13 protein-coding genes are annotated in these 17,179 nt (G+C 39.4%); 4 read left to right on the top strand and 9 right to left on the bottom strand.

Annotation, left to right across the window (positions count from 1 at the left end; translation table 11 throughout):
* Positions 1-13: 13 nt before the first annotated feature.
* Positions 14-2,257, bottom strand: coding sequence for an aconitate hydratase (locus ABWU87_RS00285; RefSeq protein WP_353332164.1), 2,244 nt, complete (start codon positions 2,255-2,257; stop codon positions 14-16).
* A 209-nt stretch (positions 2,258-2,466) separates the two neighbouring features.
* Between ABWU87_RS00285 and ABWU87_RS00280 the strand changes: the two genes are divergently transcribed.
* The 4 genes from ABWU87_RS00280 to ABWU87_RS00265 all read left to right on the top strand — a co-directional run bounded on the left by ABWU87_RS00280 (position 2,467) and on the right by ABWU87_RS00265 (position 5,173).
* Entirely contained in the window at positions 2,467-3,462 is a 996-nt protein-coding gene (locus tag ABWU87_RS00280; RefSeq protein ID WP_353332162.1) for a DMT family transporter, read from the top strand.
* A gap of 4 nt (positions 3,463-3,466) precedes the next feature.
* A complete protein-coding gene (locus ABWU87_RS00275) occupies positions 3,467-4,015 on the top strand; it encodes a 3'-5' exonuclease (RefSeq protein WP_353332160.1) in 549 nt (182 codons plus the stop codon).
* 26 nt (positions 4,016-4,041) lie between these two features.
* Complete coding sequence (locus ABWU87_RS00270) at positions 4,042-4,455, top strand: Fur family transcriptional regulator (protein ID WP_353332159.1); 414 nt, start codon at positions 4,042-4,044, stop codon at positions 4,453-4,455.
* 85 nt (positions 4,456-4,540) lie between these two features.
* Positions 4,541-5,173 carry a cation transporter gene (locus ABWU87_RS00265; protein ID WP_353332157.1) on the top strand — a complete coding sequence of 211 codons (633 nt, stop codon included), beginning with the start codon at positions 4,541-4,543 and terminating at the stop codon, positions 5,171-5,173.
* A 133-nt stretch (positions 5,174-5,306) separates the two neighbouring features.
* Here the strand turns inward: ABWU87_RS00265 and ABWU87_RS00260 are convergent, their stop codons facing one another.
* The 8 genes from ABWU87_RS00260 to ABWU87_RS00225 all read right to left on the bottom strand — a co-directional run bounded on the left by ABWU87_RS00260 (position 5,307) and on the right by ABWU87_RS00225 (position 16,979).
* Entirely contained in the window at positions 5,307-6,317 is a 1,011-nt protein-coding gene (locus ABWU87_RS00260) for a GRP family sugar transporter (protein WP_353332155.1), read from the bottom strand.
* Between the two features lie 82 nt (positions 6,318-6,399).
* Complete coding sequence (locus ABWU87_RS00255) at positions 6,400-7,953, bottom strand: ADP-ribosylglycohydrolase family protein (protein ID WP_353332153.1); 1,554 nt, start codon at positions 7,951-7,953, stop codon at positions 6,400-6,402.
* An 11-nt stretch (positions 7,954-7,964) separates the two neighbouring features.
* The gene (gene rbsK, locus ABWU87_RS00250; RefSeq protein WP_353332152.1) at positions 7,965-8,870 is read right to left on the bottom strand and encodes a ribokinase; all 906 of its coding nucleotides are present in this window, start codon (positions 8,868-8,870) and stop codon (positions 7,965-7,967) included.
* A gap of 20 nt (positions 8,871-8,890) precedes the next feature.
* Positions 8,891-10,294 carry a sialate O-acetylesterase gene (locus ABWU87_RS00245; RefSeq protein WP_353332150.1) on the bottom strand — a complete coding sequence of 468 codons (1,404 nt, stop codon included), beginning with the start codon at positions 10,292-10,294 and terminating at the stop codon, positions 8,891-8,893.
* Positions 10,295-10,304: 10 nt separating this feature from the next.
* Positions 10,305-11,381 carry a DUF4434 domain-containing protein gene (locus ABWU87_RS00240; protein ID WP_353332148.1) on the bottom strand — a complete coding sequence of 359 codons (1,077 nt, stop codon included), beginning with the start codon at positions 11,379-11,381 and terminating at the stop codon, positions 10,305-10,307.
* 9 nt (positions 11,382-11,390) lie between these two features.
* The gene (locus tag ABWU87_RS00235; RefSeq protein ID WP_353332146.1) at positions 11,391-13,355 is read right to left on the bottom strand and encodes an NPCBM/NEW2 domain-containing protein; all 1,965 of its coding nucleotides are present in this window, start codon (positions 13,353-13,355) and stop codon (positions 11,391-11,393) included.
* A gap of 85 nt (positions 13,356-13,440) precedes the next feature.
* Positions 13,441-15,921 (bottom strand): fibronectin type III domain-containing protein, encoded by a 2,481-nt coding sequence (locus ABWU87_RS00230; protein WP_353332144.1) that lies wholly within the window; start codon positions 15,919-15,921, stop codon positions 13,441-13,443.
* A gap of 116 nt (positions 15,922-16,037) precedes the next feature.
* Positions 16,038-16,979: a T9SS type A sorting domain-containing protein gene (locus ABWU87_RS00225; RefSeq protein WP_353332142.1), complete on the bottom strand. Its 942-nt coding sequence runs from the start codon at positions 16,977-16,979 to the stop codon at positions 16,038-16,040.
* Positions 16,980-17,179 lie beyond the last annotated feature (200 nt).

Here is a 17,179-nt window from a genome sequence, read left to right as displayed (position 1 = left end):
CTACCTAATAATTCTATTTACTGTTTAATGCCGATCCTGCTCTAAACCAGCCAATTTGCTGCTGGTTGTAGGTATGCAGCACTTCAAAGCTCTCCTGTTTTCCATCTTCATGCTTCACAATCGCCATCAATGAGCGTCCCGGAGCAAAAGAACCGAGCCCCACAATGGAAATAATATCATGTTCCTGAATGCGATCATAATCTTCCTTATTGGCAAAAGTAACCGCCAACATACCCTGTTTTTTCAGGTTTGTTTCGTGAATGCGTGCAAAACTCTTGGCAAGAATCACGCGTACATTTAAGAAACGCGGTTCCATGGCAGCATGTTCACGAGAAGAACCTTCTCCGTAATTTTCTTCCGCCACTACAATTGAAGAAATACCCTCAGTTTTGTACTGCTTTGCCACGGCTGATACCGCTCCGTATTCTCCGGACAAGCGGTTATAAACTGTGTTCGTCTTTCCGTTAAAAGCATTCACCGCTCCCATCAACATGTTATCTGAAATATTTTCCAGATGGCCGCGGAAGCGTAGCCACGGTCCGGCCATTGAGATGTGGTCTGTTGTACATTTCCCCTGTGCTTTAATCAAAAGGGGCATATTCAGCAGTTCATTGCCATCCCATGCCGGGAACGGCTGAAGCGCCTGTAAGCGAGTGGATGCAGGATCAATTTTTATCTCTGTTGCAGCACCAGCTGGAGCCATATATCCACTGTCTCCTTGTGCAAACCCTTTTATCGGGAGATTCTCTCCTTTTGGTTCATCCAGCATCACTTGCTCACCATCAGCATTGGTCAGCTTGTCTTTCATCGGATTGAAACAGAGGTCACCGGCAATGGTCAGTGCCATAGTCAGTTCCGGCGAAGCCACAAATGCATAGGTATTTGGGTTGCCGTCGGCCCGTTTGGCAAAATTCCGATTAAAAGATGTTACGATTGCATTTTTACGGGTCGGATCATCTGTTATACGCTTCCATTGGCCAATACAAGGACCACAAGCATTGGCCATTATGGTTCCTCCTACCGACTCAAAAGTCTCAATCATTCCATCGCGAAGTGCAGTTTGATAGACTCTTTCTGAGCCTGGATTCACAATCAAAGGAGCCTCTGCTTTTATTTTCTTTTCAATAGCTTGACGCGCCACTGAGGCCGCCCGACTGATATCCTGATAGGAAGAGTTGGTGCATGAACCAATCAGTCCCACCTCCATCTTCCGCGGATAGTCGTTGGCAATAACCTTTGCTGCGAATTCCGAAATCGGAGTCGCGGCATCTGGAGTAAACGGGCCGTTAATATAGGGTTCCAATGCAGACAGATCAATTTCAATAATCCGATCGAAATAGTTTTCCGGATTGGCATACACCTCCGGGTCTGCCTGTAAATCGGTAACAATAGCATCGGCCATATCGGCTATTTCCGCTCTTTCCGTTGCACGAAGATAGTCGGAAATCTGAGCATCATACGCAAACAAAGAGGTTGTTGCGCCCACTTCCGCTCCCATATTGCATATAGTCGCTTTTCCGGTAGCTGAAAGAGAAGTTGCTCCTTCGCCGAAATATTCAATAATGGCATTGGTTCCGCCTTTCACGGTCAATATTCCTGCCAGTTTCAGTATCACATCCTTAGGAGAAGCCCATCCACTGAGTTTTCCGGTCAGCTTCACCCCAATCAGTTTTGGCATTTTCAGTTCCCATTCCATCCCAGTCATTACATCCACAGCATCTGCACCCCCCACACCAATGGCAATCATTCCTAATCCACCTGCATTTGGCGTATGCGAGTCGGTACCAACCATCATTCCTCCGGGGAAAGCGTAATTTTCAAGTACCACCTGATGGATTATTCCCGCACCCGGTTTCCAGAACCCGATGCCATATTTGGAAGAAACATCCCGCAGGAAGTCGTATACTTCCCGGTTTGTAACGTTTGCCGTTTCAACATCTTCACTCGCCCCTTTGTATGCCTGAATCAGGTGGTCGCAATGCACGGTTGCCGGCACGGCCGATTTCTCTTTTCCTGCATTCATAAACTGCAATAGCGCCATCTGAGCAGTAGCATCCTGCATCGCTACTCTATCGGGCCGGAAGTTTACATAATCTTCACCGCGTTTATAACTTGTTTCCTGATTTTCGTCAAACAGGTGAGCATATAGAATCTTTTCAGCTAAAGTGAGAGACCTGCCGACGTTCTTACGTGAAATGAATACCCGGTCTGTAAAAGTGGAGTAAAATCTCTTTAGCATTTCAATATCATGCACCATAAGATTTATTTTTTAATGTTGTCAATTAGGCGTTATTGGCGTCATTTTGTTTTATTAATTGCATATTATTGCACCTTTTAACATCTAAAACACCTTTTAGTGCCACTTTCGCAAAGTTAATTAATATTTTCATAGAAAACAATTCATTAAAACAATATTGCCATCTTATTAATAAGAATTAATTTTGCCGGAATATATATAGAGACAATATGAATAACGATAAGAAATACAAGGGTCACATAACTGTACTGATGGCAAATATTATCTGGGGATTGAATGCTCCTATTGCTAAATCGGTTTTAGATTCTTCAATTACACCCTTGTCTCTCACTACTTTTCGTTGTTTCGGCGCAGCAATTATATTCTGGCTGCTCTCTATTTTCACAAAACGTGAACATGTATGCCACGAAGATTTACTGAGGTTGTTCTTCGCATCTCTTTTCGGCATTGTTTTAAATCAGGGAACTTTCGTCTTCGGACTTTCACTCACTTCCCCCATCAATGCCTCTATCATTTGTACAATGGCTCCCATTGTCACCATGATTGTAGCTGCTCTCTATCTTAAAGAACCAGTGACAGGAAAGAAGGTTATTGGTATTTTTCTGGGTGCCACAGGTGCTATGCTACTGATATTAAGCGGCCACAGTGTCACAACCGGCAAAGCCGGCAATATCTGGGGCGATTTGCTTTGCCTTGCCAGTCAGCTAAGTTTTGCCATCTATCTTACAGTATTTAAGGACCTGTTCGGGAGATACTCCACTGTTACCCTCATGAAATGGATGTTTATCTATTCTTCTATCTGCCTCACACCTTTCTCTTATTCAGATGTGGCTGCAATCAATTTCTCTGCAGTATCATTGCATGTGTACGGAGGAATTGCTTTTGTGGTGTTAGGCTCCACTTGCCTGGCGTATCTGCTAGTGATGATTGGGCAGCAGAATTTACGTCCTACCATTGTGAGCATGTATAATTATATCCAACCCATCGTCGCTTCGTTTATTGCTGTTACCATCGGGATGGATACTTTAGGCTGGTCGAAAGCCGGTGCCATTGTGCTGGTGTTTCTGGGAGTCTACATTGTGACTCAAAGCCGGTCCAAAGCACAGATGGATGCCTATATTCTGACACAGAACAGACAACGAACAGAGGAAGAAAGACCGGAAGAACTCTATAGAAAAGATCTGAATCAAAATATTAAATCATAAGAAAATGGAATCATTCGCCGCCATCGATTTTGAAACAGCCAACGGACAGCGCAGCAGTGTGTGCAGTGTAGGGGTCATTATAGTAGAAGACGGGATTATAACCGACCGCTTCCACAGCTTTATCCGTCCACGTCCCAACTTTTATACATACTGGACCACCCAGGTTCACGGAATGACATTTGAGGACACCAAGGAGTCGCCCGATTTCCCCGATGTCTGGGCAAACGTTTCATCCAGATTGAACGGGTTGCCGCTGGTTGCCCACAACAGTCCTTTCGATGAAGGGTGCCTGAAAGCCGTTTTCAACCTCTATGGCCTCTCTTACCCTGATTACCAGTTTTATTGCACCTGCCGCCTCTCCAAAAAGATGCACAAAGGATTGGTAAATCATCAGCTGCACACTGTTTCCCAACATTGTGGATACGATTTAAAGCAGCATCACCATGCCCTGGCCGATGCGGAAGCCTGCGCAAGGATTGCCATCAACATGTTTCAGGAAACTCGGACCGAGAGTTTTGAGGAATTGCATGATTTTGTAAAGCGGAACTATTAAAGCTTAATGAAAACAAGGATTCAGTCATGAACAGCGACTTCGAAAAAATACTTGAAAATAGAGGAATTAAACCTACAGCCATGCGAATTCTGGTTCTGAAAGAATTGCATTCTCAATCAGAGGCTATGAGTATATATGATCTGGAACAGAAATTCAATAAAGTAGAAAGGACTACCCTTTTCAGGACACTCAACACATTTGAAGAGAACAATTTAATACACAAGATTGACGATGGCTCAGGAGCCGTCAAATATGCTTTATGCCAAGAAAACTGCACCTGCAAGCTAGAAGACTTACATGTACATTTTCTGTGCATGAAATGTAAAAAGACATTCTGCCTAGAGAATATTCCGGTTCCATTTGTTCAACTACCTGATAATTTCGAATTCAAAACTGCCAATTTTGTAATAAAAGGAATCTGTCCACAGTGCCACAAATAAATGCACTACTGTTGCATGTTATTTATGCCTATTTTTGTGACAATAATTGTTATTAATAAGTATAAACTACAACAGATTTATCGACATGACAAGTTCAGAGCAAAAATTGTATAAACAAGCATGGCTATTAAGCCTTTTCACAATCTTGTATAATATTGCCGAAGGAGTATTCTCAATGCTCTTTGGATACGAGGACGAGACCCTTGCCTTATTTGGTTTTGGAGTTGACAGTTTTATTGAGGTCTTATCCGGCATTGGAATAGCTGTAATGATTTTGCGTATCAAACAGAATCCGCAAAGCCATAGAAGCAAATTCGAAAAAACAGCATTAAAAATTACCGGCACTGCTTTTTATCTTTTATCGATAGGATTACTAGCCGGAATAATAACAAACATAGTTTCTCATCACAAACCGGAAACAACACTCTGGGGGATAATTATATCATCCTTATCAATCCTCACAATGGTATGGTTGATGCTTGCAAAGAGAAAAGTTGGTAAAAAACTAAATTCCGACCCTATTATTGCCGACAGCAATTGCACCAAAGTTTGTGTGTACATGTCTGTAGTTCTGCTTGTATCCAGCCTTATATATGAAATTACAGGCTTTGCATATGCTGATGTGATTGGTGCAGCCGGACTGATATATTTCTCCGTCAGCGAAGGGAAAGAGGCTTTTGAAAAGGCTAAAGGAATAGAATGCAGTTGCTGCTGTTAATAGCATATCCGGTTAGTTTAATAATAATTACTGGCCGGTAAGCTAATTTAGACTCAAAAGTTAGGGTTGAACTTTTTGCAAGTTCAACCCTTTTAATTTACTTGGTTTTTATCACGAAATCCAAAAAAGATTATTAGTTTCCTCCAGAAATAATAATCATGACCAAACCTGTGATGAATAGGACAAACATCAGAGTCAACAAGGCATTGATTGTTTTTGAAGCCCCTTTAAACTCTTTCCAGATAAAGACTCCCCACATGGCCGCAATCATAGTGGCACCCTGTCCTAATGCATACGAGATAGCTGGACCTGCCTTACCTGCGGCAATGTAACTGCAAGCAGTACCAAGTCCCCAGATAATTCCTCCCAAAAGACCAACGACATGAGTCTTGATGTGTCCCTTGAAATATTGGCTGTAGCTAACAGGCTCGCCAACAAAAGGTTTCTTCATGACGATGGTGTTGAAGATGAAATTACTGGCAAATATACCCAATGAGAAAATAAAAAGAGCCGAATAGGGGGTTGCCATGCCGGCGGTTGGCGATTCAAGATTCTCCAAGTCCATCGCGGCAGCTACAAAACGATAGAAGAAAGACATCAAAACACCGGCACAGATTGCTACAATAAGGCCTTTTTTCTTCGTTTTACTTTCTTCATCGCTCTTCGTCATTTTACCTGAGGCAACACCATTAAATACAATGGCAACCATGATTAGCGCTACGCCCAGGAACAAGATTATCGGATCGCCCTTAGGGGCTCCGATATAATTTATAAATACCCCTAAGACCAAAGCCAGCCCAACTCCTACTGGAAATGCCACAGACATGCCAGCCAGTGAAATAGCGGATGCCAACAGGATATTCGATGCATTAAATATTATACCTCCGATAAACGCACTCCAGAAATTTCCACTATTCACCTGCGCCAGGTCCTCAACAAAACCTCTTCCATGTTCGCCGAAGCTTCCAAGGGTAAATCCGAAAACAAGCGATAAAATGAGTATACCAATTACATAATCCCAATAAAAAAGCTCATAGCGCCATGATTTAGAAGCCAACTTCTGAGTATTCCCCCAAGATCCCCAACAAAACATAGTTACTATACAAAGTAATACCGCTAATAAATAATTCTCTACAATAAACATATTTTTCAATTTAATAATTAAATAATCGGGTTAACTAATTAAAATAGTTGTGATTTAAAATGCATTTTAGGGAAGCTGCATTCTAAAATTGGTCAATCACAGATGGCTCTGCATAAATTATGGCATCTCCAAAGTAAACCTGAGCATTTGGATTTGGATTCAGCCATTTAAAGCTGACTTTATGCATCTCATCTTTCAATTGATATATCCAATACAGATCTACTTTTCTGGAATCTTGAGTGGAAACAGGCAATTTTATCACTCCCATATCCTTTCCATCGACCATTACGCCAAGTTCTGCGATATAGTTATTATCCGAACATTGCACATATCCTTTAAACACAACCCCTTTTCCGGTAAAAGCAACATCCAGGACCTTATCCAAAGCTTTCCCGATAGACAACTTATCTTTCGGGAAATGCCCTTCGAAGGCTTGTTCGTATTTAACAGCTACTGGCGTCTGGCATTTGATTTCAACATTATTGGCTGTTACCTTACCTCCATTCGCTGAGATTACGTCTAATGCCTGTTTATAACTTACACTGTAGGTTTTATTCAAAGAGAAGTTTGAATGTGAAAACATCCGATCTCCCACTCCCAATAATGGTTTTTTCCAAACTTCGGGTATCTTACTATACCCAAGCATAACCCCCAGAATACCCCCTACGGTTGATGGATTGCAATCTGCATCCTGTCCGCAACGCGTAGATATTTCCAATGACTTAGCAAAATCTCCTCCTCCATATAACAAACCAATTGCAACATAAGCACTATTGATTAAAGCATCAATGTCCAAAGGAACAAAAACTCCGTCAGGACATCCAATGTCGTTGCTCCATTTCTTTTGGCATTCAAACCAGGTCTGTTTCCAATCACTGGGGTATAGTTTATGCCATTTGATGACATCGCTGATACATTGATAGAAAGTACTCTTTGCAGGTATTGTTTTTAATGCTTGCGAAACAATGTACTCTACGTCATCTGATGTATAAGCTATTGAAAGCATGGCGGCAACAAAAACTCCTCCATACCATCCATTTCCATAATTCATAATATGACCTACTTTATCAGCAATGGCAGAAGATGCATTCGGCATGCCAGGTGACATAATGCCAGCGAAATCAGATTCGATCTGAAAATCAATATCATCGGCATGAGGATTATTCAACCAGTTACCAGAAGCTGGAGGCATTATACCGTTCAAAACATTGTTTCGGGCTACCTGATTGGCATGCCAAAGAGGATAACTGGCATGAGCAAAAGCAATGGCAAAGGAGTCGGCAGGTGCATTAAGGCCCAAACGGTCAAAGACATCTACAAAGGTCAGATTCACATAAACATCATCATAAAGTCCAGGGAAATTATCGTAATACCATTTAACACTTTCATCATTCCATTTCAATGGAACATAGTCCTGAACCATTGTTCCATTATATAGAAACTCAACCGGCCCTCCATAAGTGCAACCTATTGTTTTTCCAGCCCATCCACCTTTCACTTTATCCAAAAGCGTACTTTTCGACATTGTCAATTTATGGGGAATATTTGCTCCTTCGTCATTCAATGTTAAACCTGACGCTGAATGAGCCACATAGACCAGTACAAAAAAACATATCAATAATCTATTCTTAATCATAATATCTTAGTTTAATCAATTTCGTTTCTATAAGGAGCCGATGTTTGAGCCCCCATACGGGTCACCGATATGGCCGCTGCTTTACAGGCAAACCGAACAGCTTCCTTTAATGGCATCTTCTCCATTAGCCCTACAGCCAATGCCCCGTTAAACACATCTCCGGCAGCGGTTGTATCGACTGCTTCAACTTTAATTGATGGAACTATTTCATGTTGAGAATCTTTGTAGATCAATGCCCCCTTTTTCCCTAAGGTAATTACAACACAAGCAACACCTAAATCACATATCTTTTTTGCAGCCTGTAATGCCGACTCCTCGTCTGTAACTTTAACTCCTGAGATAATCTCGGCTTCCGTTTCATTTGGAGTAATCAGGAATAATTTATCCAGCAAATTATTTGATAACTTCTGAGCCGGGGCAGGATTCAGGATGACAGGTATATTCTTCTTATGTGCTATATCAGCTACAGTCTGAATGGTCGTCATCGGTATTTCGAGTTGCATCAGTACATAATCGGCCTGTTTGATCAAATCCGGCAAATCAGGAATGTCTGACGCATGCAGGTTCGCATTTGCTCCGGGAGCAACAACAATACAGTTCTCAGCGCGATCATCCACAGTAATTAGAGCAACACCCGAAGCATTTTCAGGATCGAACAACAAATTCGAGGTATCTATCCCCTCATCTTCGAATGTTTTCTTTGCTCTCTCTCCAAACGTATCGTTCCCGACTTTGCATATAAAAGAGACATCGGCACCTAACCGTGCCGCGGAAACAGCCTGATTGGCCCCCTTGCCGCCTCCATTCATTAAGAATGTGCCTCCCAGAACCGTTTCTCCGGGTTTAGGTAAACAATGAGTTTTAACAACCATATCAGTGTTTACACTTCCAACGACTAAAAGTTTTGATCTTTTCATAGTATTTTATTTGTATTTCATTACCAATTATCTGATCTGTATTGAAGTAAAGGAAGACCATTAACATCAAACAAATCAGGAATTGCATCGTTTGTGAAACAATATCTGAAAGCAACTGGTCGGATTACCTTTTTTGATTCAATAACAATCTTATTCTTTACATTTTTCACAATTGTTGCTTCATGAAAGATCTTATCATCACCAGCAATCTGAAAAGTACCGAGTTTATTCTTCCCGAACACTCGTAACTTATCCGATGACTTAATATTCAAGACAATTTTACTGCCTGAAATATTCCAACTTTCAATGCAGGGATGATTAAACTCTGATTGAGGAAAATATTGTTTTGAAACAACAAAATTCGCAAGCCTTTCTCCCGCATCTTCCTTGTTTTTAGGATGTATATCATTTAAATCATCAACCAGATCAGCAACTGAGACCATTCCTACACCGGGAAGGTTTTTAGACGCCAGCTCCTGCTGCTCTCTTAGGTATGCCGCCTTAATCCCTGCATAGCCATTCCATGGGGCAATCTGAACTAAATAAAAAGGAAGATCACTTTTGAATTTGCTTCTCCACATTGTAACCATAGAAGAAAGAAGTTTTGAGTAGTCATTATAATCGCTATCCACATTTGCTTCACCCTGATACCATAGAACTCCTGCAAATTTATATTTGGATACGGGATTTATCATTGAATTATACAATCCGGAAGCCCCTTTGGGAGCCCAGCCCCACGCCTCAATATTGGATGCAAACATTTTTATACTATCACTCTCAAAAGATTCTTTAGGCATCCAGGCCTGGATACATGTTCCTCCCCAATACGAGCCCACTAATCCTACTGGTTTATTTATTACCTTATTCAATTTCTTACCAAAGAAATAACCTATCGCACTGAAATTGGGTATTGTGTTTTTGTCACAAACCACCCATTTACCTTTGCAATCGCTGCGGGGATATTCATCATAATCTTTCTCAATTTCAAAAAAACGAATGGAATTATTCGCGCTAGTATTTAAATCTACCGGATTGCTAAGTCCCCATTTGCTATTAAACTCCATATTTGATTGCCCGGAGCACAACCAAGCCTCGCCTAAAAGGAGATCTTGGATAGTAACCAATTGTTTTCCGCAGATGAATTTAATATTAAATGGTCCCGGTTCTGCAGGAGTTTTAATCGTTGCCTCCCAAATACAACTTGCATCAATAGGTACATAGGTTGTATCTTTATCGTTCCAGCTACAAACAATTTTCAGTGTCTGAGCTCCCGGTCCCCATCCCCACAATTTACAATCAGATGATTCCTGCAAAACAGCATGATCACTTAATATGGAAGGCAAACGAAGTTGCACTTGAGCCCAAGTTGCTTCAGGCAGAAAGAAAGAGATTATCAACGCTGATACTTTAATTAACTTCTTCATTATTTCAAATTCATTTTTTATCAGTGACACGATTAGAATCCAGCCACTGTTTGTATTGATTATATAGTCTTACAGACTCTTGGTTTTCATGACCGGCATAAGCTTTTGAACCAGGTTTATTCATACATCCGATATATTGATAACACAGTATTTTATCAACAAATGGAGAGAGATCTTCCATCTGTTTCAATATCCGTGTTTCAAAATCAGCCGGCAATAGATTTCCTTTGGTTCCTTCTTCGAAATAAAACAGTTCCATATCGGCCCATATTCTCGATCTTGAAGCTTTCTGATGGGCTTTATGCAAATTCTCAAAATATTTTGCCGGTTCACCCAATCTAGTTGAATTGACTCCTACCCCATCCTGATATGCTATGATATCGATATTCATCCGTTCCAGCTGTTTTATGAAATGATCATCACATTTTTCAGCCTTAATATTGTAAGGGGCTATTATGTTTACGCTATTAGGCATTAACATCTTTGCCGTCTTCGAACAATCGTTCATATAATCAATGAATGCATCGCTAAAATAAGGTAAGAGGTATGATTCATTCGGGAAATACCATCCGTAGAAACTTTTATGATGTCCGTATTTTTCTGTAATTTCTTCCATTGTTTTAGCTCGAAACTTCCTTATCCCAGGATCCGACATTAGGAAATCTCCTTTCTGGCAATCGCCCCAAAAATCATTCCCAACAAAGAATTTGATACCCACTTCGTCGGCGGCAGAAAGAATGACTTCAAACGGATCATCGCAACCTAACCTACGTTGAGGTGCTAATTTAGATGGGTAATAAGCTTCTCCATCCTGAGCGATTTCCTGTAAAACCAGATACTCGAATCCTATCTCACTTATTTCGCGAATTTTCTCTTTCCATTGTTCTGCAGTAAATTTAGCTAATGCCGGGTCCCAATACTTCCCTTCAGAGGGCAAACAATGTTGGAACTCAAACCAAGACCCTGAGATTGGTTTGATATTAGGAGATTTTGTAGCTGAATTAAACAAACTGGCCTGTAATTCTCCCGGAATAAGACATGCTGCTGAGCCAACACCCATTAATTGTAAAAAATCTCGTCTGTTCATTTTTTATTTTCATTTAATTGGACTAAATTTCACTAAAGTAACCCCGTGATAAGGTACATCGGTCTCGAAATAGTCGTTATAAAGACCAAGTTCTTTCTGCCTCCATAAATCACGTACCATATAATTCCCTTTCAGACCCAGTTGAGTCATATTCAAGGCCATTTTATATTTAATAGTCTGAATCTGAACACTTTCATTTTGATCCCAGACTATAGCATACGGATCAATATTGAAAAATCCAACTGCAACAGAACCATCTTCCAGCGGTTTATACCATATCTGTCCGTTTTCTGTAAGTATTTTTTTTGCCGGCATTGCTGCTGGATCCTGGTCAATAGCGATAACTTCATCGTTCGTAAGCAGATTCAAAGTAAAATCGTCCATATTGTCCATATCGCACCCAATAAGCAATGGGGCAGACAACAAGCACCAAAGACTAATATGAGAGTATTGTTCATCCGGAGTCAAATAAGAATCATGGGCTTTTGCTCCCCATCCCATTCCTAATCTTCCTACTACCAGCATATCCGGATCGTTGAAACATGAAGGTTTGGTTACCGAAGCACATACATCCTGGAAGCATCCTATGGCGGTAACAACATTCCACTCATCGGTAATATCTCTTGTGGTTCGCCAAAAATTGCCACCAGCTTCTTGTGCCCAATTCCATACATTAGGCGCACCAAACCCCACACAATAAGTAATATCCCTATTAACCCGATCCAATGCCTTTTTCATTATGGCATAAGGTTCCTTGATCAGATCTTCTGTTGGAACAGGAACAACTTCGTTGTATGAGCAATAATCATATTTAAGATAGTCAACTCCCCAATTGGCCCAAGTCCGGGCATCTTGTTCTTCATGCTTATAACTGCCCAAGTAACCACCACAGGTTTTCGAACCCGGAGATGAATATATGCCAAACTTCAACCCTTTAGAATGAATATAATCACTTAAGTCCTTAAAGTCGGGAAACTTACTATTACCAAGAAGCTCGTTGTTTTCCGTTCTTTTCTCAGCTTCCCATCCGTCATCGATATTAACATATGTCCATCCATGATTTATCAAATTTCGACTCATAAAATCGGCAGCATTCTTCACTTTCTGATCGTTGACACTTAATCCCCAGCAATTCCAGCTGTTCCAGCCCATAGGTGGAGTCAGGCATATCTTATCACCAACAATTATCCTAACAATCCGGAAATCACCGCCTAGCTCATTATCAGCCCTGACAACCACATTATATGTACCTCTTTTTTTTAAGAGACCTGTTATCCGACCCGTTTCTTTATCGATAGACAAACCGTCAGGAAGCTGATACGCCGTAAATGCAATCGGCCTTTTTCCTGTAGCGGCTACGGTATATAAAAATGGGCTATTGGGTCTTACACCAAAAACTTTTGGAGAATTTATTTTGGGGATTTCTTTTTCTTTAGGGGTTAATATATACTTTTCTGTTGTTATTTTTTCAGGCAAAACACTTTCAGGGGTTATGTTGCCGGATGTTTCAAATTTCACATTCAACCAATCGGCATGGTCATACATAATCCCATCTCCCCCTTCAGTTACTAGCAAGGCTACTTTTTGAACATTCTTTAGATTAACAGAAAATGGTTTTGCAGGTGTTCCTTTTTGCATGATTCCACTCTGCCATATAATCTTTTTATCGGCAATAATCATAAATTCCATTTTCCCGCCAAAATCATTTTTATCATCTGCTCCAACCAAACCTGATATTGACTTAGCTTTACCGTGCAAGTTCAATAGGTAACGGCTGATTGAATGTGTACCAATTCCTCGCTCATATTTTGTTCCTGCCACCTCCAAAGAAGTTCCTAGAACAGATTTGTTTACTTGGGCACTCCCCCAATCCTGCAACAGATAATTAACGTTCAGTTCATCTAACCAAACTTTTTTAGAAAAGGCACAAAGAGGCAAAAATAGAAGAATCAATAAAAAGTTGTATTTTTTCATAATACGATCTTTTTTATCAAACATCTTTTCACGAACAATTCAAGATATCTCTGATGAAAAGATGTTTTTATTAATTACTATAAAATTATTCTTTTACACATTTAAGATAATAATCTTTTTTATCTGTTTTGATTTTAACAATATAAATACCGTTCTTAATTCCTGTTATATCAATTCGTACATTGTTATTCATTGATTGTAACACAGCCTTCCCATTAATATCATAAAGAACAACATTTTTAACTACCTGATTTTCAGAAATTGATATTAAAAGAAAATCACTCATAGGATTCACAATCCTTATGTTGCTTTCATCATTATTTTGAATGCAATTAATGCCTGTTGAGGAGTTATATTTAAAAGACTGCTCATTAGACCAATCACTCCATTTCAAATTGTGATCACGATACCTGATTCTCCACCCATACATATTACCATCTGTTAATGGAGCAACAGAAAATGTCTGTTTAAGCAAATTTAATCCTTTATTTAAATCAATCAAACTACCTTTATTGTCAATACCAAAAATATTTCTCCAATCTTTGGTGAGATCTAACATGGGGGCAGAATAATTTCCAGGAACTGAGGTGGCTTGAAATTGAATGGTCATTAAACTATCAGCCCCGTTAAATGGAGTAGACAATAAATAAATGCTATCATTCTTTAGAATTGTCGACACACACGAAGGCATTTCAGGCTTAGGTTGATTCAGCTTACGGTACCAAGAGTCCATCAATGTGATTTTGGGGACAGAATTCTTGGCCAAGTCACCTACATCGTAAACTTTAAACACATGCGATTTGTTTTTTACGTCAATATCAGCATATACAAAAAAGTTTCTGCCATAAGACATATTTACCAAAGGCAGATCAACAGCCGAAGCAGAGAAATAATCCCTGTCACCACCACCACCACCGTTGCAAGCAAAACTTATGTCACCGTTTGAATTGGCAGCCAAAGAAGATGCGACTCCGTACTCATATGCGTGCGTATGACCGTAGGAGAGCTGTTGAGCTTTCGAATATTTCTGCATTATACTCAGAATCTGCTGCGAATATTGGGACTGCCCAGCTTGCCACAACTCACTGTAAGGGCATTGGTGAACAAAACAAAATACACGGTCTATGGAAGGACTATTTTCGGCATCATTCAGTACCTGTTCAAACCAGTTTTTTTCCTGATCACCAAATGTGTAGACAATATTTGCATTAAGCCCAACAAATAAGGTTCTTGCAACTTTAAAAGACCAAAAACGTTCCGCTATTCCTTCAGGAGTAGAAAATGGCGATATATCATCGAACTTCATATATCTATAAAAGAGAGGACTATCCATTTCATGATTTCCCGCAGCTATAGCAAATGGCAATCGGCAACTAAGGGGTTCCATCGGATGCAGGAATTCGGTTGTATATGCTCCAATATTATTGCCGTCTTGTAAGCAATCGCCTGTGTGCAAAACAAAATTCAAACTATCAGCATAATTTTCTCCAAACAGGTTTTTCATTTGATTTACAGCACTGTTTACAACAATCGTTGTCAGATTTGGATTTTGCTGGGTATCGCCAAAAAGCAAAAAGCGAATGTGACCATCGGAATAAGTCGGATCGGGCTGGGTTCTAAATGAATATACCGGAGAAGTTCCACTACCACTGACCACTTGATAATAATACTTAGTATTAGGTTGTAGATCTGTTAGCTTCACAGTATGCCATATATAAGGGTAACAATACACCATTTCATTACCGCCGGTTTTGCTATCAATTAAAGATGTAGTGGTTCCATAATTCACTTGAGTTTTTACTGTCGATGTATCCTGCCAGGATATGTACATGTAATCAGAACCCGGAGTTTGCAAGTAGGGTTTAACTACAGGAATATCATACACATATTTGCTTGTATGACCATAACCTCCCATTTCAGATACCTGCGCATCGTTCAATGCTCCGTCGTAGATCGATACTTCGGCTACATCTATAGCTCCATCCTCGCCATCATTGTCTGCAAATAATAATATTTTTTTATCTAATGAGAAACGGGCATCGCGATATTGATTATTGCATATCTTAATTAAGTTGCCATCCAGATAATACTTATAAGAAGAGCCCAAACCAACGGATATTACTAATCGATACCATTGATTTGGAGAAATTGCAAATGTACTGTATCCAGTATCGTAGGTACCAATATTTCCTGTGAGATTAACAAAACAATCTCCATCAGAAACATTTGTCATATCTGTTTGGAAAAAAGTATACCATGTATTTAACTTAGGAACCTTAAAATCAATTACAATAGAATAATCATTTACGTTTTTCTCACCGCTCTTTGGAAGTACACTATTGTTTGCAGCGAAATATGTACCAGGTTTAATCGTAACAGCCCCATTTGATGCATCTGGTCCGTCAACTTTTTGCAACCCTGTTCCAATTAAAGTTAATGGAAATCCCGCATCTGCTTTCAGGAAATTATTTGAGTCATCAAACTTCCAGCATCCCACTCTATTTTGGCTGAAAGAAAAACAAAAATTCAAACTGAATAATATCAGTGTTATTACTAACTTTTTCATATCTTATAAATTCATGGAAATTAAAATTGGTAATAAACAAACCCTCTCCATAAACAATTATGCATAAGAATAAATGATGTATATGGAGAGGTGTTCTTATTCCCAAATGGAATGATTTAGTTTCTGAGACATTTCATGAAATGATCTTTTCCATCTACTTTAACTTTAACAATATAAATACCTTTTTCAAGTCCCGACACATTTACTTTTGTGTCGTTTGTCATTGATTTAATAAGTGCCTTCCCATTTAAATCGTATATTACAACATTTTGAATTTCCTTATTATTTGATGTAATAATAGAAATGAAGTCCGATGCCTGATTTAATATTATGGCATCACTTTCTTCATTAAGTTGAGCATTCAAGATGCCAGTCGGGGTGTTTCCTGCTCCGCCTAGAACTGCAATCTGAGTATCACTCAAAGTGCCATCATACAATGCAACTTCAGCAATATCAAAATCTGCATCGTCTCCATCATTATCAGCAAATAGCAATAACTTTTTATCTAAAGAAAAACGGTTATCCATATATTGATCATTACATACTTTTGCCAAATTTCCATCTAAATAGTACTTTTGGGAAATATAAGGAGAATTTAAATAGGCAGTAATTACCAACCGATACCAGACATTTGGAGAAACTGATGCATCAGAGTATCCTGGTGCATATGCACCAATGTGTCCGGAAGTGTTAATAAAGCATTCACCGTCAGAAACATTGGTTGAATCAGTTTGAATGAATGTGTACCACGTATTTATAAAAGGCACCTTGAAATCTATCACTATAGAAAAATTGTTCACCAATTGTTCATTTTCCTTAGGAGTAATGCCGTGATCTACAATAAAATAAGAGCCTTTCTTAATAGTTATAGCACCATTATTTGCATCAATGCCGGATGCTTGCTGAATTCCGGTTCCAACCAAAGTCAGTGGTTTGCCTACTTCTGCTTTCAAGAAGTTATTTGAATCGTCAAATTTCCACCAGCCTACTCTATTTTGACTATAAGAAAAACAAATATTAAGGCTAAGAATTACAAGAGTAAAAATTATTTTTTTCATAAAATTCAATTTAAGAGATTAAAACAATGTTTAGAAGAAATGTAGGTTATATTCTATATCTATAGAATTTTACAAGAGAAATTGATAGTTCTTTTTTGTTCGGAAAAGAACACTTATTGGAGGATTCCAATTCACATGTAACATTCTCAAAAAAACATATCCGAATGGATTGTCTAGCCATAGGATACAAACTTTCAAGA

This window comes from Bacteroides sedimenti, assembly GCF_040365225.1.
Taxonomy (GTDB): Bacteria; Bacteroidota; Bacteroidia; order Bacteroidales; family Bacteroidaceae; genus Bacteroides; species Bacteroides sedimenti.
Note: the sequence above shows the minus strand (reverse complement) of the source record. Positions and strands in the feature narration are given on the sequence as shown.

What these genes read in the sequence shown, in the direction of transcription:
- ABWU87_RS00285 (WP_353332164.1), bottom strand. Translation starts at nt 2,257, where the DNA reads ATGGTGCATGATATTGAAATGCTAAAGAGATTTTACTCCACTTTTACA.
- ABWU87_RS00280 (WP_353332162.1), top strand. Translation starts at nt 2,467, where the DNA reads ATGAATAACGATAAGAAATACAAGGGTCACATAACTGTACTGATGGCA.
- ABWU87_RS00275 (WP_353332160.1), top strand. Translation starts at nt 3,467, where the DNA reads ATGGAATCATTCGCCGCCATCGATTTTGAAACAGCCAACGGACAGCGC.
- ABWU87_RS00270 (WP_353332159.1), top strand. Translation starts at nt 4,042, where the DNA reads ATGAACAGCGACTTCGAAAAAATACTTGAAAATAGAGGAATTAAACCT.
- ABWU87_RS00265 (WP_353332157.1), top strand. Translation starts at nt 4,541, where the DNA reads ATGACAAGTTCAGAGCAAAAATTGTATAAACAAGCATGGCTATTAAGC.
- ABWU87_RS00260 (WP_353332155.1), bottom strand. Translation starts at nt 6,317, where the DNA reads ATGTTTATTGTAGAGAATTATTTATTAGCGGTATTACTTTGTATAGTA.
- ABWU87_RS00255 (WP_353332153.1), bottom strand. Translation starts at nt 7,953, where the DNA reads ATGATTAAGAATAGATTATTGATATGTTTTTTTGTACTGGTCTATGTG.
- rbsK (WP_353332152.1), bottom strand. Translation starts at nt 8,870, where the DNA reads ATGAAAAGATCAAAACTTTTAGTCGTTGGAAGTGTAAACACTGATATG.
- ABWU87_RS00245 (WP_353332150.1), bottom strand. Translation starts at nt 10,294, where the DNA reads ATGAAGAAGTTAATTAAAGTATCAGCGTTGATAATCTCTTTCTTTCTG.
- ABWU87_RS00240 (WP_353332148.1), bottom strand. Translation starts at nt 11,381, where the DNA reads ATGAACAGACGAGATTTTTTACAATTAATGGGTGTTGGCTCAGCAGCA.
- ABWU87_RS00235 (WP_353332146.1), bottom strand. Translation starts at nt 13,355, where the DNA reads ATGAAAAAATACAACTTTTTATTGATTCTTCTATTTTTGCCTCTTTGT.
- ABWU87_RS00230 (WP_353332144.1), bottom strand. Translation starts at nt 15,921, where the DNA reads ATGAAAAAGTTAGTAATAACACTGATATTATTCAGTTTGAATTTTTGT.
- ABWU87_RS00225 (WP_353332142.1), bottom strand. Translation starts at nt 16,979, where the DNA reads ATGAAAAAAATAATTTTTACTCTTGTAATTCTTAGCCTTAATATTTGT.